Genomic DNA, 18738 nt, shown 5'->3' with positions numbered 1-18738 from the left:
TGCGGCCTTTCAATCGACTTCGTCGTTCGTCAGCGACGTCCTGCTTATTGCGGCAGAAGATCCTGTTCGGTGATCGCACCGGAGGCACGCTCCACGCCGGTCGTGGTCTGCAGAGCCAGTTCCTGGTTGCCGTCGCGCTGGTAGATGTCGTCGCGGAACTGGACGACCTGGTCCTTTGCCGACCATGCCGTGACATAGACGATATAGACCGGAACTTCCTGGCTGAGCTTGATCGGGTTGTTCTGGCGAGCAGCGATAACCCGTTCGATTTCCTGGCGCGACCAGCCGGGCGTATCGCGCAGCAGCCAGGTCACGAGATCGCGCACGTTCTGGATACGCATGCAGCCCGAGGACTCAAAGCGCATCAGCTTGTTGAACAGGCCCTGCTGGGGCGTGTCGTGCATGTATTCGTTGTTCGGGTTGTGGAAGTTGATCTTCGTCGAGGACATCGCGTTGATCTTGCCCGGATCCTGGCGGAACATGAAGTTCGGCGCCTTGGGGGCATTCCAATCCACGGTTTCCGGCGACACTTCCTGGCCACGACCGTCGATCAGACGGATGTTGTTGCGCGTCAGGTAGGTCGGGTCCTTGCGCATCAACGGCACAATGTCTTTTTCGACGATCGAGCGCGGTGCGGTCCAGTAAGGATTGAGGATGACTTCGTAGATCTTCGAATTGATCGCATGGGTCGGGCGGTCGATACGGCCGACGACCGCATTGGTGCGCAGCGCCACGCGATCGTTCTCGACCGCTTCAACATAGGCCGCCGGGATGTTGACCATGACGTAACGCGAACCGAGATCACCGGACATCGACTGCAGGCGAACCCGGTTGGTTTCGAGCTGCATCAGACGTGTCTGGGCCGGAACGTTCATCGCCTTGACGCTGAACTCGCCAAGCACGCCATCTGCCGGCAGGCCGTGACGGGCCTGGAAGCGCTTGACGGCACCGTCGACATTGCTGTCGAACGAGCTGGACATGCCTGCGGACTGATCGAGATCGCCGGCGATCATCAGGCGACGGCGCAGGTTCTGCACCGACGGATCAACGACGCCGAGCTGCAGGCGCACGGACGAATTGACATCTGGCCAGCCACCTGCAGAAACGATCTGCTGATAGAAGGCAATTGCCTGCTGGATGTTTGCCGGGCCTTCGGAACCAAGGATCGGATTGTTGGAGACGACACCGACGGCCGAGCGCGAACCACGCGCATCGAACTGGTCATCCCAGTTGCCACGACGAGGCGCGGTCATGATGCCATCGAGCGTCGACTGCGCCAAAGCCGGCGCGGCCAGAACGGCGGCACCCACGGAGACGGCCGAACGCAACATGGCGCGGCGGGAAAGCAATTCCGATCCGATCTTTTTCGACATCATCCTGTCCATCTGGTCCCAGAGGCTTCAAAACAAAAGCGCTACAGGGATATGGTTAATAAACGCGCAAAATTCCGCGGCTGGGCTGCTGGAAATGCTCGGGGGGCCATCTGGAGTAGCACGAGTTTCCCGAACCTGTTCAAGCATGGCGGTCCCATAGCAATATGGCCAATTCGTGTCAGTTGCTGCAGCGTCACAAAGCCGTGTGAAAGCGTGACTTTTCGGCCTCCTTCGAGATACTCAACGGGAAATGTGGCAGGCGCGAACTCGAAGCCATTTCGGGAGGTTGGGAGTGCGCTGTGGAGCGAGAGAACGCTGCGTTCCGGTGTTCTGAAAGAGCCTGCATCAGGCGACCATGATAGAGGACATCTGGAGCTCTGAAACGGGATCGGCGGAGCGTATTGCTACGCTCCGCCCGATATGTGTGTCGTGCCACTGCATGACTGGAGGAAATGCAGGCGCCGACAGTTGTCTTTGCCGTGCCGCCGTCGCGCCTCCGGTGGTTCAGGAGCGCGGCGCGGCGATGGCAGATATTACATGCGGTAAGCGATGCTGTCGTTCCAGAAGCGGTCGAGGCGCTGCAGCAGCTTGTTCATCTGCGAGAACTCGCCTTCGCCGATGCCGCCGACCTTTTCGATCGAGCCGACGTGGCGATCATAGAGCTTGGCGACGGTTTCTGCGACTTCCTGGCCTTCCTTGGTCAGGCTGATGCGGACCGAGCGGCGGTCGATGCGCGAACGCTGGTGGTTGATGAAACCGAGGTCGACCAGCTTCTTGACGTTGTAGGAAACGTTGGAGCCGAGATAGTAACCGCGCGAGCGCAGTTCACCGGCAGTGAGTTCCGAGTTGCCGATGTTGAAGAGGAGAAGTGCCTGGATGGCGTTGACGTCGTCGCGACCCTGGCGGTCGAACTCGTCCTTGATGACGTCGAGCAGGCGGCGGTGAAGACGCTCGACCAGGTGGAGCGATTCCATATAAAGCGAACGGATCGGGTCTTCGTTGATGTCTGCTGCGACCGGTGCCTGCGGCTTCATTTTCGTGTTCATCATGACTGCCTCACTGTTTTGCTTGGCGGTGTGTTTGTTTATTCCCGCCTTGAGACAGACACTAACGAAAGCGCATAAAATTCGACTTAAAACAAAGGGTTAACAAAATCTTGCAGAAGTTTTTCCAATCGTCGGCAGTCTAGCTGCCTCCCCCTCACCCTTATTTCCGCCCTATTGAAATCAATGGGTTAGGTCGAAATTTCAGGCCAAATAAAGGCGCCAAAGCTTTAGGGTCAAGGTGAATCAATCCTTACCCGCTCCGCCTTGCGCCGCTCTTCCAGCCATAAAGAGAGCCGAAACACGCCGTAAATGGCGGCCACGAGGCCGTGCAGGATGGGCACAAGAGTGTTCCGTCCGAAGATTTCTGGCCAGACGAGATACATCAGCACCTGCGAGAACGCTGCGATGGTCCAGAGCACCGCGCCCCAGGACACGGTGAGCCACAAACCGAGCGAGGCAACCGGGAACAGAACGGCAAGCGAGGCCGCCGCCACTTTCCATGGCGGCGCCAGAAGATCGAAGCGCGCCATGCCGTGCAGCGAATAGCCGACCAGCATCGCCCAGTACTGGATGCCGAACCATAGGCAGGCAACCGCGATAATCCTGAGGAAGACGACGAAAAGGATTTCCGTCAGCGTGCGCTTGGGTACCGTGGGTGAATCAGATTCCATGCCTTCGATCATATCGGGAGACGTCGCGAGCCGCCAGCAGGCCGCATGGCAGCAATGCGCAGTAAGCCCCATTCATAAACAGTTTCTCGCGTGTTAGAGCGTTTGACCTGACACAAGCCTGCTCCGGCAGAATGTTTCAATCCAGCCAGGAAACGCTCTCGTCAGCAGCGAGCAATAAGAACGGAGTATCCGTCATGGACAAGACCCACCTCGTCGACCACGTCACCGGTCATCGCCGCATGCGGCGCAACCGCAAGGCAGACTGGACGCGACGCATGGTGCAGGAGAACCGGCTGACCGTGGACGACCTGATCTGGCCGATCTTCATCGTGCCCGGCACCGGCATCGTCGATCCGATCAAGTCGATGCCCGGGGTCAACCGGATGAGCGTCGACAAGGCGGTGGAAGCCATACGGGAAGCGGCCGATCTCGGCATTCCAGCTGTTGCGCCCTTCCCCGACATCGAGATGAACCTGCGCGATGAGACGGGATCAGCGATCCTCGATCCGAACAACCTCATCAACCAGTTCACCATCGCCGCGAAGAAAGCGGTGCCCAATATCGGCGTCATCACCGACGTGGCGCTCGATCCATTCACCAGCCATGGCCATGACGGCATCCTGCGTGAGGGCATCATCGTCAACGACGAGACGGTTGATCAGGTGATCAAGGCGGCGGTCCTGCAGGCGGATGCAGGTGCCGACATCATCGCGCCGTCCGAGATGATGGACGGTCGCATCGGCGCCATCCGCCGCGGGCTCGACGCTGCCGGTCACCAGGATGTCGGCATCATGTCCTATGCGACAAAGTTCTCCTCGGGATTTTACGGTCCGTACCGTGAGGCGATCAATACGAGCGGGCTCCTGAAGGGCGACAAGAACGCCTATTACATCTCGCCCGCCAACGGCACCGAAGCGATGCGCGACGCGGCACTCGACGTGGAAGAAGGCGCCGACATGCTGATGGTCAAGCCGGGTATCGCCTATCTCGATATCTGTTGGCGCGTGAAGGAAGCTTTCGGCCTGCCGACCTACGCCTATCAGGTCTCCGGCGAATATTCGCAGATCAAGGCGGCGGCGATGAACGGCTGGATCGACGGCGACCGGATCATGATGGAGACGCTGCTCTGCTTCAAGCGCGCCGGCTGCGACGGCATCCTGACCTACTTTGCGATCGAGGCCGCGAAGAAACTCGGCCGGGTTTAAAGCCTATGGTGGCAAACCTTGCTGTTGGGCTTGCCACCTCTTATATCGGGTTTGGTACAACTGGAGAACCACGCGAATGAGCTTCGAACCGAACCCGACCTATGCCGCACCGGACAATTGGCGCGCCTATAGCGGCGTTCTGTCACGCCGGATCTTCGCCTTTGTCATCGATTACCTGTTCGTTCTTCTGCTGTGCATCCCTGCAGCGGTGATCGTGTTCTTCTTGGGAATTCTGACGCTCGGGCTTGGCTTCATGCTCTATCCCGCGTTGTTCTTCATCGTCGCCCTCCTCTATTTCGGCCTGACGCTCGGTGGCGCCAGCCAGGGATCTCCGGGCATGCGCGCCATGGGGCTTGCCATGACACGGGTCGACGGGCGCCGGATGGATTTCCTGACTGCCATGGTTCACACGGTACTGTTCTGGGTGATCAATTCGGTACTGACGCCGCTGGTGCTCCTGGCCGGCCTGTTTATCGAGCGCTCGCGGCTGGTTCACGATCTCCTCCTCGGCACCGTCGTCGTCCGCAGGTCGTAAGACCGCAACAGTGATCCAGGGATGCGTCAACCGGCAAATGCGCCAGTTGACGTTTCCGCGTTATGCGCCATGCTAGGATCAGTAGCGCCACGAGCAAGACGACGGACCGGGCTGCACCTCCATGAACACACAGACAACGCCATCACCTCAGTTCTACCTGACGGCACCGGCGATTTGTCCGTATCTATCGGGTGAAATGGAACGCAAGGTGTTCACGCATCTCGTCGGTCCTCGCGCGGCGGAGATGAACGACCTATTGACCCAAGGCGGGTTTCGACGGTCCCAGAACATCGCCTACCGGCCAGCCTGCGAAGCGTGCCGTGCCTGCGTTTCTGTTCGAATCCTTGCAGGCGACTTCCAGCCGGCGAAGTCCATGAGGCGCGTTCTCGCGACCAACAGCGACATCATTGCGACCCTTGGTCCAGCGCAGCCGTCGACCGAACAGTTCTCCCTGTTCCGACGGTATCTCGACAGCCGTCACCAGCGCGGCGGGATGTCGGACATGTCCGCCCTCGACTACGCGATCATGGTCGAGGATTCGCACGTCAACACCCGCGTCATCGAATACCGCCGCCGCGAGCCGGGAGACGGTATCGCCGGCACGCCGAGGGGCGAATTGCTCGCCGTGGCGCTGACCGACATGATGAGCGACGGGCTGTCGATGGTCTATTCCTTCTTCAATCCCGATCTCGAAAAGCGCTCTCTCGGCACCTTCATGATCCTCGACCATATCAACCGCACGAAGACGCTCGGCCTGCCGCATGTCTATCTCGGTTACTGGGTGAAGGGGTCGCCCAAGATGGGCTACAAGACCCGCTACCAGCCTCAGGAACACCTGACAGCCCGCGGATGGGAACTTGCCGATCCGGCGCACGACGTCTGACGCCCCCTCTCCCGACGGCATTGCAAATCGGCCATCCTCATGTTGTAACTCGCGTTGCAACACGAGGATACGCGCATGAAGACCACCATCCGCAAGATCGGCAATTCCGAAGGCATCATCATCCCGAAGGAGATTCTGGAGCGGATGGGGTTGCGCGCGGGAGATAATATCGATCTTAGCGAAGAAGCAGGGAAGCTGGTCTTGAAGCCGCTCGATGACGATTTCAACCGTCAGCTAGAGCATGCGGAGCGCTTCATGGACAGATACAAGGTTGCCCTCAAGAAGCTGGCCGAGTGATGGCCATCCAATTTCTTTCACGAGCGCTGGTTGAACGCCTCCACCTGCGCCAGATCGAAAGATTCGGTGGGGCTTATGGTTTGCGCGATGAGGGCGCGCTGGAATCTGCGCTGATGCTTGCCGTCAACAAGGTTGCATATGGATCGACAGACGTCATCGAGCTGGCGGTAGCGTATCTTTACGTTCTTGCAATGAACAATGCTTTTATCGACGGAAACAAGCGGATCGCGATCGTCTCAGCCGGTGTCTTCCTGATGGACAACGGGTATGCCATCGATACCGATGACGCCACGCTCTACCAATTCATCCTCTCCGTCGCAGCCGGCGAGATCGACGAGGATGGTGCAGCGCGGTTCCTTCGCGATCACACGGTCCCCTACCCCTGAACCGGTCCGCCCATCAGGGCGAACCGTCTCAATCCAAAGGCCTGATCAGCCGGCGAATTTGCCGCTGCGCGGAAAGCCCTTCGGAACGGTGCGGCCGGCGGAGGCGCGGTCACCCATCCATTCGAGAAGCTCATCCTTGCTGCGGTTGAAGGCGCGTCCGGCACTGTCTTCCCAGGCAAGCCCGGTATCGATTGCGAAACACCTGATGTCGGAGATGCCGCCGTCCTTGTAGCGCTGCAGGCGCACGCCCTTGCCGCGTGTCATTTCCGGCAACTGGTCGAGCGGAAAGACCAGCATCTTGCGGTTCTCGCCGACAATCGCGACGTGATCGCCCTTGACCTGAACGACCAGCTTTGCCTCGTCCGGCATCGAGACGTTCATGACTTGCTTGCCCTTGCGGGTGTTGGCCACCATCTCGCTTTCGGCAATGACAAAGCCATAGCCGGCTGTCGAGGCGATCACCATCTTGCGGCTGGCGTCGTGGACGAAGGCGGTCAGGATGTCCTGGTCGTTCTCCATGTCGACGATGATGCGGATCGGCTCGCCATGGCCGCGGCCGCCCGGCAGCTTGTCGGCGCCGAGCGTGTAGGCCTTGCCGCCGGTCGTTACCAGCAGCAGCTTGTCGGTCGTCTGCGCCGTGAACGCGATCTTCGGTCCGTCTCCTTCCTTGAAGACGAGACCCGACGTATCGGTCACGTGCCCCTTCAAGGCGCGGATCCAGCCCTTCTGCGAGATCACGACGGTGATCGGTTCCTTTTCGATCATCGCCTGCTGGATTGCTTCCAGATTGGCTTCCGGCGCATTGGCGAATTGGGTGCGGCGGCGGCCAAGTTCGGTCGCCTTGGCATACTGTTTCTTGACCTCCTGGATCTCCCAGGCAACGGTCTTCCACTGCTGTTCGTCGGAGGCGAGAAGCGCTTCGATCTCGCCCTTTTCCTTGGTCAGATTATCGTGCTCGGTGCGGATCTCGAACTCTTCGAGCTTGCGCAAATTGCGCAGCCGCATGTTGAGGATCGATTCCACCTGCAGGTCGGTCAGAGACCAGCGCGCCACCATGACAGGCTTCGGCTCGTCCTCCTCGCGGATGATGCGGATCACCTCGTCGATGTTGAGGTAGGCGATCAGCAGGCCGCCGAGGATTTCCAGCCGCCGGTCGATTGCTGCCAGACGGTAGCGGGAGCGGCGAACCAGCACGTCCTTGCGATGCGCCAGCCATTCGAGCAGCACCTCGTTCAGCGCCATCACCCGCGGCACGCGCCCCATCGAGAGCAAGTTCATGTTGAGCGGAATGCGGTTTTCAAGCTCGGTCAGCTTGAACATCGATTCCATCAGCAGCGTCGCATCGACCGTGCGGTTCTTCGGCACGATGATGATGCGGACGTCTTCGGCGGATTCGTCGCGGATGTCGTCGAGCAGCGGCAGCCTGCGGGCAATCAGCAGTTCGGCGATCTTTTCGATCAGGCGCGACTTCTGCACCTGGTAGGGAATTTCGGTGACGACGATCTGATAGCCGCCGCGGCCGAGATCCTCGATCTCCCACTTGGCGCGGACGCGGAAGCCGCCGCGACCTGTCTTGTAGCTCTCGAGGATCGACTCGCGGTTATCGATGATGATGCCGCCGGTCGGAAGATCCGGACCCGGCATGAACTCGAGCAGCTTTTCGACGCTGGCATCCGGATGGGCGATGAGATGCAGCGCCGCGTCGCAGACTTCATGGGCATTGTGCGACGGGATCGACGTCGCCATGCCGACCGCGATCCCGGAGGCGCCGTTGGCCAGCAGGTTCGGGAAGGCACCGGGCAGAACCGTCGGTTCGGAGTTGCTCTCGTCATAGGTATCGCGAAAGTCGACCGCATCCTCGCCGATTCCCTGCAGCAGCAGTTCGGCAACGGCAGTCATCTTCGATTCGGTGTAACGCATCGCGGCGGGGCTATCGCCGTCGATATTGCCGAAATTGCCCTGGCCGTTGACCAGCGGATAGCGCTGCGAGAAATCCTGCGCGAGACGGGCAAGCGCATCGTAGATCGATTGGTCGCCGTGCGGATGGTAGTTACCCATCACTTCACCGACGATCTTCGCGCATTTGCGGAAGGCCGAGTTGGGGCGAAGGCCCATCTCGTTCATCGCGTAGACGATACGGCGATGGACGGGTTTCAGACCGTCGCGCACATCAGGCAGAGCACGGTGCATGATCGTGGAAAGAGCGTAGGCAAGATAGCGCTCTTCGAGCGCTGCCTTCAGGTCAACCGCCTGAATGTGGTCGCCGCCGCCGTCTCCCGAGCCGTCGCCAGGTGGAGTTACAATTTTTCCCATGGCACTTGACTATAGAAATCCCTGATTCCCGGCAAGAAACCTATCCAAACGCCCTGTGGATGATCGGGCCGATGACACAAGTTTTCACTGTTTGGCGACAAACATTTACGCTGCCGCAATTATGCCGAAGCGAATGGACACTACGGCATGGACGTTTTGCACCGTCCGCCTTAACTCTTGCCTCAGCCAGACTGTAATTGATCCCGGGCCGTGCCGCCCGCCAGGAGGACCTATGACCCACTTTTCCACCACGGCGCGCCTGCTTGCCGCCGCCACAGCGCTGTCGGTGTTTGCCGGGCCGGCCTTGGCTCTCGACGGCAACGATCTTCTGAAGAAGATCAACGCCGCGCTCGTCATCCAGGGCGGCGCGCTCGAAGCCCAGTCGGTTGCCGTCGACGGGTCGAAGGTGACGCTTACAGGCGCGACCTACAATCCCTCAGGGGCTCCGCAGAAGATGCCGATCGGCACTGTGACGATGGATGGCGTCGAAGAAGCCGAGGGTGGCTACACGATCGACAAGGTGACCTTCCCTAACATCAACGTTTCGCATGAAGCCACCACGATCAGCGCGTCCGACATCACGATGAGCGGCGTCACGGTACCGGCGGACGCCACGAAGAACACAATCGAGTCGCTCCTGCTCTACGAGGAAGCCAAGACCGGCGCCACGACCGTCGCAGTCGGCGGCAAGACCGTTCTCACAGTCGGCCCGAGCAGCGTCACGACGGAGGTTGCGGACGACAATTCCGGTATCGACTTCGATATGGCGCTGAACGAAATCAAGGCGGATCTCAGCATCATCGACGACCCGCAGTCGCGCGAGGCAATCCAGGCGCTTGGCGTCAACACTCTGGATGGCAGCATCAACCTCAACGGCACATGGACGCAGAACGACGGTACTGTCGCCGTCGAGGAATATGCCATCGACTTCGACAAGGTCGGCCGTCTCGATTTGTCCTTCAGCTTTTCCGGCTATACGATCGACTTCCTGAAGTCCGCGCAGGAAACCGCAAAGGCGCTGGAAGCCAACCCGAACAAGCAGGAAGCGCAGCAGGCGGCAAACCTTGCCATGCTCGGCCTGATGCAGCGGCTCACGTTCAACGCCGCCCAGATCCGCTTCGAGGATGACGGCGTGACGGCGAAGGCGCTGGATTATGCCGGCAAGAAGCAGGGTTCGAACGGCCCGCAGATGGCACAGATGATCAAGGCGATGACGCCGATCGTGCTGTCGCAGTACAACATTCCGGAACTGCAGAACATGCTGAGCCAGGCCGTCAACACCTATCTCGACAAGCCCGAGAACCTGACGATCACAGCAGAGCCGGCAAACCCTGTTCCGTTCCCGATGATCATGGGCGCAGCGATGGGCGCACCGAACACGCTGCCCAACGTGCTGGGCGTCAAGGTCTCCGCGAACGACTGATCGCTTCCCTCTACGGAATGAATGAAAAAGCCCCGGCAAGCGATTGCCGGGGCTTTGTTTTGTTCAGGATAGGTGCGCCGCTTCAGTGTCCGGGGGTTGCCGAAAGGGCTGCGTGTTCCTTGTCGTGCAGCGCGAACCGGTCGATCATCGAGGCGCTTGCCTCGTTGGCACCGATCACCTCGACGGCGATGCCGCGGCTACGGAATTTCATCACCGCACGGTCGAGTGCCCCGACGGCCGAGATATCCCAGAGGTGCGCACGGCGAACGTCGATCGTGACGCGCTCCAGGCTTTCGGCGAAATCGAAGGCATCAACGAGAGCGTCTGCCGAGGCGAAGAAGACCTGTCCTTCAACCGCATAGGTTCTTGCCTTGCCTTCTTCGGAAAGGCTGGAGGACACGCGCACCATCCTGGCCACCTTGCCCGCAAAGAACACACCCGACAGAAGCACGCCGACGATGACGCCCTTCGACAGATCGTGCGTTGCCAGAACAACCGCGACGGTCGAGAGCATGACGATCGAGGATGTACCGGGATGCCGCTTGAGATCGATGACCGACTTCCAAGAGAACGTGCCGATCGCCACCATGATCATGACGGCCACGAGTGCTGCAACCGGCACAATGCGCAGGATATCATCCAGCACCAGAAGCAGGATCAGCAGGTATATGCCGGAGGCAAAGGTCGAAAGCCGGCCTCGCCCGCCTGACGTGACGTTGATCACCGATTGGCCGATCATGGCGCAGCCGCCCATGCCGCCGAACAGGGCTGCAACGATGTTGCCGCTGCCCTGACCGAAACATTCTTTTGTCTTGCTGCTGGTCGTGTCTGTCATTTCGTCGACGATCTGTGCGGTCAGCAGCGATTCCAGAAGACCGACGGCTGCGAGTGCCAGCGAATACGGAAAGATGATCCGCAGCGTCTCGAGGGTCAGTGGCACATCGGGCAACAGGAAGTCCGGAAGCGCCGTCGGCATCGCGCCGAGATCGGCAACGGTCGGAACCTCTATGCCGAAGGAGAGCGCCAGAATGGTAACGGCAGCGATCGCCACAAGGGGTGACGGAATGGCTTTTGTTACATAGGGAAACAGATAGATGATGCCGAGCGCCAATGCGATGAGCAGGTAGGTTACTTCGGGAACGTTGATGAGCTGCGGAAGCTGAGCCAAAAAAATCAGGATCGCCAGTGAGTTGACGAAGCCGGTCATGACCGATTTCGACACGAACCGCATCAGGCGACCGAGTTTCAGCATGCCGGCGAAGATCTGCAGGATGCCCATCAAGATGGTTGCGGCAAACAGGTACTGGATGCCGTGATCGCGTACAAGGGGCCCCATCAGCACCGCAGTGGCAGCTGTGGCGGCCGAAATCATGGCCGGGCGGCCACCGGTGATCGCGGTGGTGCAGGCAATGGCGACCGAGGCGAACAGGCCGACCTTTGGATCAACGCCGGCAATGATGGAAAAACCGACAGCTTCGGGGATGAGCGCGAGCGCAACGACGATGCCGGCAAGGAGATCGCCGCGAATGTTCGAGAACCATTCGCGCCGATAGGCGGAAATTGACTGTGTCATGTATTGGAAACTTCGCAAATAAAGCGCATCCGCCGGGAGGTATCCTCCAGGGTGAGAAAGACGGCTGATGCTTTGCGTTGTCCGGCGGATCGGCGGCCGGAAGAGCCACTCGGGAGTTTCACCTGAGTCCTTGTGATGGGCGACCTATAGCGGAGAGAATTGCAGATGCCAAGCGTGGTACGGGAATATCTGCGAGACGGTGACGGTAGCGGCCCCGAAGCGATACGGACTAAAAGCTCCGACGCAAAAAGACCGGAGCTGCGGTGGCAGCCCCGGTCTCTCAAATACTAACCGAAATCAGACAGTACTATTCCAGGACCTGAATAACCGTGCGCGTCTGCGGGTCGACGATGACGCGGCGATCGTTCACGACCGTGTAACCGTAGGAGTCATATCCCTGCACAGGACGGACCTGAACGGCTTCCGGCAGCACGCGGCCGACTAGAACGTCGCCTTCGTACGGCACGGATTCAACCGGCTGTTCCATCACGTAGGTGCGGACTTCGCCTGGCATGACAACCGTTGCGGGTGCCATTGCTGGTTCCTGCGTGATGATCGTCGTCTGGGCGAAGGCTGCACTCGAAAGCGCCATGAATGCCGCCGAAGCGGTCAGTACGATCTTGCGCATAGTCTTACTCCATTTGTTTATTCTGCCTCTACAACTCGAAGTACGCGGCGATGGTTCCGTCCGACCAAGGTCTGATCGCTGCACTGCAACCAAGCCCTGCCCTGCTGAAACGGGAAAGCCCGGCGTCTTTCGAGCGCCGGGCTTTCCAATCTCGTCACAGAAATAGAACCGAAGATCAGTCCTTCTTGACCGGCGGAATCGGGCGGATCGCCAGTTCGCGCAGCTGCGCCGGGCTCGCTTCCGAAGGCGCTCCCATCAGGAGATCCTGGGCCTGCTGGTTCATCGGGAACAGCGTGATCTCGCGCAGGTTCTTGGCACCGGTCAGAAGCATGACGACGCGGTCGACGCCGGCTGCCATGCCGCCATGCGGCGGTGCGCCGTACTGGAATGCGCGGTAGAGGCCGCCGAAGCGATCTTCCACGTCCTGCTGCGAAAGGCCGACCATTTCGAACGCCTTGACCATGACTTCCGGCAGCTGGTTACGGATCGAGCCAGAGGCGATTTCGAAGCCGTTGCAAACCATGTCGTACTGGTAGGCCTTGATCGTCAGCGGATCCTGGTTTTCCAGCGCGTCGAGACCGCCCTGCGGCATCGAGAACGGGTTGTGGGCGAAGTCGATCTTCTTGTCTTCCTCGTTGTATTCGAAGAACGGGAAGTCGACGATCCAGCACAGGGCGAACTGCTTCTTGTCGGAAAGGTTCAGCTCGTCGGCAGCGCGGTTACGGGCTTCGCCGGCAAACTTGTAGAACTTGTCCGGATCGCCAGCGACGAAGAAGCAGGCATCGCCCGCTTCGAGGCCAAGCTGGGTGCGAACGGCTTCGGTGCGCTCCTCGCCGATGTTCTTGGCGAGCGGACCGGAGCCCGCGATCTTGCCGTCTTCTTCCTTCCAGAAGATGTAGCCGAGACCCGGCTGGCCCTGGCCCTGCGCCCAGGCGTTCATACGGTCGCAGAACGCTCTCGAACCGCCGGTCTTGGCCGGGATCGCCCAGACTTCGACCTTCGGGTTGGACGCGATCATGTTTGCGAACACCTTGAAGCCGGAGCCGGCGAAATGCTCGGTGACGGCTTCCATCTCGATCGGGTTGCGCAGGTCCGGCTTGTCGGAGCCGTATTTGCGCAGCGCGACGTCGTAAGGAATCCGCGGAAACTCCTTGGTAACCGGCTTGCCTTCGGCAAACTCTTCGAAGATGCCGCGCATGACCGGCTCCATCGTCTCCCAGACTTCTTCCTGGGTAACGAAGCTCATTTCCAGGTCGAGCTGGTAGAATTCGCCTGGCAGGCGGTCGGCACGCGGGTCTTCGTCGCGGAAACACGGTGCGATCTGGAAGTAGCGGTCAAAGCCCGCCACCATCATCAGCTGCTTGTACTGCTGCGGCGCCTGCGGCAGCGCGAAGAACTTGCCGGGATGGATACGGCTTGGAACCAGGAAGTCGCGCGCGCCTTCGGGCGACGATGCGGTTAGGATCGGTGTCGAATATTCGGTAAAGCCACAGGTAGCCATTTCGCGGCGCATGGCAGCGATGATCTGCGTGCGCTTGACGATGTTCTTGTGCAGCGTTTCGCGGCGAAGATCGAGAAAGCGGTACTTGAGGCGCACGTCTTCCGGATATTCCGGCTCGCCGAACACCGGCAGCGGCAGTTCCTTGGCAGCGGACAGGACTTCGATCTCCTGTGCGTAGAGTTCGATCTCGCCGGTCGCCATCGTCTTGTTGACGGTCTCGTCGGAACGCGCCTTGACGGTGCCGTCGATGCGGATGACCCACTCGCCACGCACGACTTCGGCCGACTTGAAGGCCGGGCTGTCCGGGTCGGCAACGACCTGGGTCATGCCATAATGGTCGCGAAGGTCGATGAACAGAACGCCGCCATGGTCACGGACGCGATGAACCCAGCCGGAGATACGGACATTGGAGCCGACATCCGACTTGCGGAGGGCTGCACAGGTGTGGCTGCGGTAACGATGCATTGTCTTTTATCCTGGACTGATGCTGAAAGCGGCTTCATCGGCGCGCGAAGCACAGCCGTACGAACCCATGAAAATCGGCCGGAAAAGCGCATGGTGGGCCTGCTTTGTCAAGACTTGTCACAGTCTCCCGCGGCGCTCGAGCCCTTTCCCCCGCTTTTACGGCTAGAGTTGCATAGGAGGATGTCATAACCAGAATGGGTCGATACGGCCAGCGCGCTGGCTGAGTCTCTGCGCCTGCCGACCATGCCCGAAAGCATCCGATGAACCAGATCCGCCCGCTGATACCGCTTCTGATCACCGCAGGGATCCTGATCGGCGGCAACGGGCTCCAGGGCACTTATATCGCGCTGCGCGGTTCGGCCGAGGGTTTTTCGCCGTCGGTCATCGGCCTGATCGGTGCCGGCTACAGTGTCGGCTTTGCGATCGGCTGCATCTATGTGGCAAGGCTGCTGCGCTCGATCGGCCATATCCGCACCTTTGCGGCCATGGCGGCAATCGCTGCGTCTGCCTCGATCGCCCTATCGATGGTGATCGATCCCGTCTTCTGGTTCGCCATGCGCTTCCTGATCGGCATCACCATCGCCAGCCTGTTTGCCACCGTCGAGAGCTGGATCAACTCGCAGGTGACCAACGAGAACCGCGCGCGGACGCTGTCGATCTACCGTTTCGTCGATCTCGGCTCGGTCACGATCGCGCAGTACCTGATCCCGACCTTCGGGATCGACGGACCTGTCATCTTCAACATCATCGCCATCGCGCTCACCCTGTCGCTTGTGCCGATATCCATCGCCGACAAGTCGGGGCCGACGCCACCGGCCTCGATTTCCTTTGATCTGAGAACCGTATGGCGCATTTCGCCGCTCGCTGTGGTGGGCGTCGTGGCGGTCGGCCTGTCGATGGCGGCCTTTCGCAATATCGGGCCGATCTACGCCAAGGAGATCGGCATGAGCATCACGTCGATCGCGACCTTCATGAGTGCCGGCATCATCGGCGGCGTGGTGCTGCAATATCCGCTCGGCGTCTATTCGGACAAGCTCGACCGGCGGCGCGTCATCCTGTGGACGACGATCGGGTCCGTCATCACCGGCGCCTATCTGTCGTTCGGCGCGGGCAGCAACGAGACGGCCAATATCATCAGCGTCTTCCTGTTCGGCGCCTTTTCGATGCCGCTCTATTCGCTCTGCTCGGCGCATGGCAACGACCACGCCAAGCCCGGCGAACACGCAGTGATCGCGGCAGGATTGCTGTTCTTCTGGTCGGTCGGCGCCACGTTCGGACCGCTGCTTGCCGCAGCACTGCTGGAATTCTATGGCCCGCGCGCATTCTTCCTATACACGTCCTTCATCTTTGCCGGTTTTGCGATCTACACGCTGCGCCGGATGCAGGTGCGGGCACCGGTGCCGCCGCAGCAGCGCAACTCGCGCTTCCGGTCGCTCTTACGCACCTCCGCCTATTTCAACCGGCTTGCAGACCCGGCAGACCGGGGTGGCGACAAGGACAGGGACGGCAACGGCAACAAGAGGAAATAGCCGCCCGCTACCGGGAAAGGCTGGCCGTTTGTCTTGACATCTGCGGCGGGAAGGGAAAGGAAGGTTGACCACCTGCACGTGAATGAGACGATGATCGAAACAACAATTGCCCTTCAGGAAGCCTGCGAAAAGCTGGCTAAGTCAGACTTCATCACCATCGATACGGAGTTCTTGAGAGAGACGACCTTCTGGCCGGAACTCTGCCTGATCCAGATGGCGAGCCCGACAGTCGAAGTGCTCGTCGATCCGCTGGCAAAAGGGCTCGACCTCAAGCCCTTCTTCGAGCTGATGGCGAATACGGCGGTCACTAAGGTGTTTCATGCCGCCCGCCAGGATATCGAGATCATCCATCATCTCGGCAATCTCGTGCCGCATCCGATCTTCGATACGCAGGTCGCCGCCATGGTCTGCGGCTTCGGCGACAGCGTCTCCTACGACCAGCTGGTCAACCGCATCAAGGGCGTGCAGATCGACAAGTCGTCGCGCTTTACCGACTGGAGCCGCCGGCCGCTGTCGGAAAAGCAGCTCGACTATGCGCTGGCCGACGTCACCCATCTGCGCGACGTTTATCTGTCTCTGAAAGAACAGCTGGAACGTGAAGGCCGTGCCCTCTGGCTGACGGAGGAAATGGCGGTTCTCGAGAGCGCGTCGACCTATGACCTGCATCCCGACGATGCCTGGCTTCGTCTGAAGTCGCGTCTGCGGAAGCCGAGCGAGTTGGCAATCCTGAAATTCGTCGCCGCATGGCGCGAACGTGAGGCGCGCAGCCGCAACGTACCGCGCTCGCGCGTGCTCAAGGACGACGCGATTTACGAGATTGCCCAGCAGCAGCCGAAGGATACCGAAGCGCTCGGACGTCTGCGCACCGTGCCGAAAGGCTGGGAGCGCTCGTCCTCGGGCGCCGCAATCGTCGAGGCTGTCAATACGGCGCTGGCGCTGCCGAAGACCGAGATGCCGCATGCGCCGAAGCATGTTCACCTGCCGGAAGGCACGGGCGCTGCCGTCGAACTCTTGAAGGTTCTGCTGAAGCTCATTTCCGACAAGCAGGGCGTTGCCGCCAAGGTGCTTGCCAATACCGACGATCTGGAAAAGATTGCTGCCGAAGGCGAGTTGGCCGAAGTGGCCGCCCTTTCCGGCTGGCGTCGCGAACTGTTCGGCGACACGGCGCTCAAGCTGATCCAAGGCGGCGTGGCGCTGCGCTTCGTCAATAAGAAGGTCGAGGCGGTCGAGCTGTAAGGCTCGCCCCCACCGTCTCCAAACATCCAAGGGATCGGCCACCGTGGCGCGATCCCTTTTCGCTTAAATCCCAGACATTTCTGGCGTTTCTGCCCTGCTCAGCGATGCTGCTGATGGGTGCTTTAGCGTGTCAAGAAACAGACGTAAAACCTTCATCCAAGCGTCAACCGATCATCACCTCACCGTCATGCGTGCCGCCTATCGACGTCGCGTGTTCTTCTCAATCGAACAGGTGATTTGATGACCAAGACCTTTTTAGCCTCCGTCTTCGTAAGTGCCCTCCTCGCCGGCACGGCATTGGCCGACGACAAGGAGTTTCCCGCAAAGCTCGCGGGCCAGGCAATCCTGCCGGCCAATACGGTGACTGCTGCTCCGACCGATGCGCCTGAATTTCTCAAGACATCGGGCAAGTTCACCACGCCGGACCGCAAGCGCACGGAAAAGCTTGGCTCGATCGACGGCAAGGACGGTGTTCGCGTCACCGACGTCAAGCTGCCATTCAACGGTCAACCGATCCAGGGCTTTTCCGGGATCAAGGCGATGGCAGACGGCACGTTCTGGACGCTCTCCGACAACGGTTTCGGCTCCAAGGCCAATTCCTCCGACGCGATGCTGTTCCTGCATCAGGTGAAGTTCGACTGGGCGACCAACAAGGTCGATGTCGTCAAGAACATCTTCCTGTCGGACCCGAACAAGATCGCCCCCTTCCCGATCGCCATGGAAGGCAGCGACAAGCGCTACCTGACCGGCGCCGATTTCGATATCGAATCGATCCAGCCCGTCGCAGACGGTTTTTGGCTCGGCGAGGAATTCGGGCCTTACCTCATCAAAGTCGACATGCTCGGCCAGCTGACTGACGTCGTTGCCAACACCGTCGACGGCAAGAAGGTCACCTCGCCTGACAACCCGACCCTTTCGATGCCGGCCAACCCCGCCGCCAAGATGCCGGTCTTCAACCTGAAGCGTTCGGGTGGCTATGAAGGCATGGCACTATCGAAGGATGGGCAGAAGCTTTACGGCCTGCTGGAAGGCCCGATCTTCCTCGACGACGGCAAGGTCGAACAGGCCGATGGGCGCACCGCGCTGCGCGTCATCGAATTCGACATCGCTTCGAAAAGCTGGACCGGTCGTTCCTGGCTCTATCCGCTGTCTGAAAAGGGTGTCGCGATCGGCGATTTCAACATGCTGGATGCCACCACCGCGCTCGTCATCGAACGCGACAACGGCGCCGGCACCAAGGACAAGGCCTGCGCCGATCCGAAGCAGCCGAAACCGGATTGCTTTGATGCGCCGGCCGAACTGAAGCGCGTCTACAAGATCGAGATGACCGACGCCAATGTCGGCGCGGCCGTCCGCAAGATCGGCTATATCGACCTTCTGAACATCAAGGACCCCGACAGCAAGAAGATGGCTGGCTCGAAGGACGGCATCTACGACATGCCGTTCGTGACGATCGAGAATGTCGACCAGATCGACGCGACACACCTGATCATCGGCAATGACAACAACCTGCCCTTCTCGGCCGGTCGCGCCGTCAACAAGGCTGATGACAACGAGTTCAGCCTGATCGAAGCCGCCGAGTTCCTCAACGCGAAGTAAAGCAGTGAGGCGGTGATCGGCAGGCCTCTAGAGCCCGGACATCACCACGACGAAACAGAAAAGGGTATCTGCATC

Annotated in this window: 16 protein-coding genes and 1 other annotated feature; of the genes, 9 read left to right on the top strand and 7 right to left on the bottom strand. The window is 60.1% G+C overall.

Going from position 1 to position 18738, the window contains the following annotated elements; translation table 11 throughout:
• Nucleotides 1–44: 44 nt before the first annotated feature.
• From ACQY1K_RS05875 to ACQY1K_RS05865, 3 genes are all read right to left on the bottom strand, one after another.
• Nucleotides 45–1373, bottom strand: coding sequence for a L,D-transpeptidase family protein (locus ACQY1K_RS05875; protein WP_062454734.1), 1329 nt, complete (start codon nucleotides 1371–1373; stop codon nucleotides 45–47).
• Nucleotides 1374–1906: 533 nt separating this feature from the next.
• On the bottom strand, nucleotides 1907–2419 hold the full coding sequence (gene ldtR / locus ACQY1K_RS05870) for a transcriptional regulator LdtR (RefSeq protein WP_062454736.1): 513 nt from the start codon (nucleotides 2417–2419) through the stop codon (nucleotides 1907–1909).
• A gap of 233 nt (nucleotides 2420–2652) precedes the next feature.
• The gene (locus tag ACQY1K_RS05865; RefSeq protein ID WP_062454738.1) at nucleotides 2653–3090 is read right to left on the bottom strand and encodes a DUF6163 family protein; all 438 of its coding nucleotides are present in this window, start codon (nucleotides 3088–3090) and stop codon (nucleotides 2653–2655) included.
• 194 nt (nucleotides 3091–3284) lie between these two features.
• Between ACQY1K_RS05865 and hemB the strand changes: the two genes are divergently transcribed.
• From hemB to ACQY1K_RS05840, 5 genes are all read left to right on the top strand, one after another.
• Complete coding sequence (gene hemB, locus ACQY1K_RS05860) at nucleotides 3285–4295, top strand: porphobilinogen synthase (protein WP_244474015.1); 1011 nt, start codon at nucleotides 3285–3287, stop codon at nucleotides 4293–4295.
• Nucleotides 4296–4371: 76 nt separating this feature from the next.
• A complete protein-coding gene (locus tag ACQY1K_RS05855) occupies nucleotides 4372–4830 on the top strand; it encodes an RDD family protein (RefSeq protein WP_062453284.1) in 459 nt (152 codons plus the stop codon).
• Nucleotides 4831–4951: 121 nt separating this feature from the next.
• Nucleotides 4952–5713, top strand: a complete 762-nt coding sequence (locus tag ACQY1K_RS05850; RefSeq protein WP_430258518.1) for an arginyltransferase — start codon at nucleotides 4952–4954, stop codon at nucleotides 5711–5713.
• Nucleotides 5714–5788: 75 nt separating this feature from the next.
• Nucleotides 5789–6010, top strand: coding sequence for an AbrB/MazE/SpoVT family DNA-binding domain-containing protein (locus ACQY1K_RS05845; protein ID WP_062453286.1), 222 nt, complete (start codon nucleotides 5789–5791; stop codon nucleotides 6008–6010).
• Complete coding sequence (locus tag ACQY1K_RS05840; protein WP_430258517.1) at nucleotides 6010–6396, top strand: type II toxin-antitoxin system death-on-curing family toxin; 387 nt, start codon at nucleotides 6010–6012, stop codon at nucleotides 6394–6396. The genes ACQY1K_RS05845 and ACQY1K_RS05840 overlap by 1 nt, the downstream gene beginning before the upstream one ends.
• A gap of 45 nt (nucleotides 6397–6441) precedes the next feature.
• Here ACQY1K_RS05840 and parC read toward each other — a convergent pair whose 3' ends face one another.
• Complete coding sequence (gene parC / locus ACQY1K_RS05835; RefSeq protein WP_192076733.1) at nucleotides 6442–8709, bottom strand: DNA topoisomerase IV subunit A; 2268 nt, start codon at nucleotides 8707–8709, stop codon at nucleotides 6442–6444.
• 232 nt (nucleotides 8710–8941) lie between these two features.
• Between parC and ACQY1K_RS05830 the strand changes: the two genes are divergently transcribed.
• Nucleotides 8942–10132: a hypothetical protein gene (locus ACQY1K_RS05830; protein ID WP_062453289.1), complete on the top strand. Its 1191-nt coding sequence runs from the start codon at nucleotides 8942–8944 to the stop codon at nucleotides 10130–10132.
• A gap of 82 nt (nucleotides 10133–10214) precedes the next feature.
• Here the strand turns inward: ACQY1K_RS05830 and ACQY1K_RS05825 are convergent, their stop codons facing one another.
• From ACQY1K_RS05825 to aspS, 3 genes are all read right to left on the bottom strand, one after another.
• Nucleotides 10215–11705 carry a SulP family inorganic anion transporter gene (locus tag ACQY1K_RS05825; protein ID WP_430250205.1) on the bottom strand — a complete coding sequence of 497 codons (1491 nt, stop codon included), beginning with the start codon at nucleotides 11703–11705 and terminating at the stop codon, nucleotides 10215–10217.
• Nucleotides 11706–11780: 75 nt separating this feature from the next.
• Nucleotides 11781–11838: a sequence feature (sul1 is cis-regulatory element that is thought to sense ions involved in sulfur or methionine metabolism; They are found in Alphaproteobacteria), on the bottom strand.
• A 174-nt stretch (nucleotides 11839–12012) separates the two neighbouring features.
• Entirely contained in the window at nucleotides 12013–12333 is a 321-nt protein-coding gene (locus ACQY1K_RS05820; protein ID WP_062579936.1) for a DUF1236 domain-containing protein, read from the bottom strand.
• A gap of 175 nt (nucleotides 12334–12508) precedes the next feature.
• Entirely contained in the window at nucleotides 12509–14299 is a 1791-nt protein-coding gene (aspS, locus tag ACQY1K_RS05815; protein ID WP_062453292.1) for an aspartate--tRNA ligase, read from the bottom strand.
• A gap of 260 nt (nucleotides 14300–14559) precedes the next feature.
• On the opposite strand from aspS, the gene ACQY1K_RS05810 reads away from it, so the two are divergent.
• The 3 genes from ACQY1K_RS05810 to ACQY1K_RS05800 all read left to right on the top strand — a co-directional run bounded on the left by ACQY1K_RS05810 (nucleotide 14560) and on the right by ACQY1K_RS05800 (nucleotide 18663).
• Nucleotides 14560–15828, top strand: coding sequence for an MFS transporter (locus tag ACQY1K_RS05810; RefSeq protein WP_430258516.1), 1269 nt, complete (start codon nucleotides 14560–14562; stop codon nucleotides 15826–15828).
• A gap of 90 nt (nucleotides 15829–15918) precedes the next feature.
• Nucleotides 15919–17064: a ribonuclease D gene (rnd, locus tag ACQY1K_RS05805; RefSeq protein WP_430258515.1), complete on the top strand. Its 1146-nt coding sequence runs from the start codon at nucleotides 15919–15921 to the stop codon at nucleotides 17062–17064.
• A gap of 240 nt (nucleotides 17065–17304) precedes the next feature.
• On the top strand, nucleotides 17305–18663 hold the full coding sequence (locus tag ACQY1K_RS05800) for an esterase-like activity of phytase family protein (protein WP_430258514.1): 1359 nt from the start codon (nucleotides 17305–17307) through the stop codon (nucleotides 18661–18663).
• The last annotated feature ends 75 nt before the right edge of the window (nucleotides 18664–18738 follow it).

It is taken from the genome of Neorhizobium sp. IRS_2294 (genome assembly GCF_050500145.1).
GTDB lineage: Bacteria > Pseudomonadota > Alphaproteobacteria > Rhizobiales > Rhizobiaceae > Neorhizobium > Neorhizobium soli.
The sequence above is the reverse complement of the archived record's forward strand: the minus strand, read 5'-3'. Positions and strand labels throughout refer to the sequence as shown.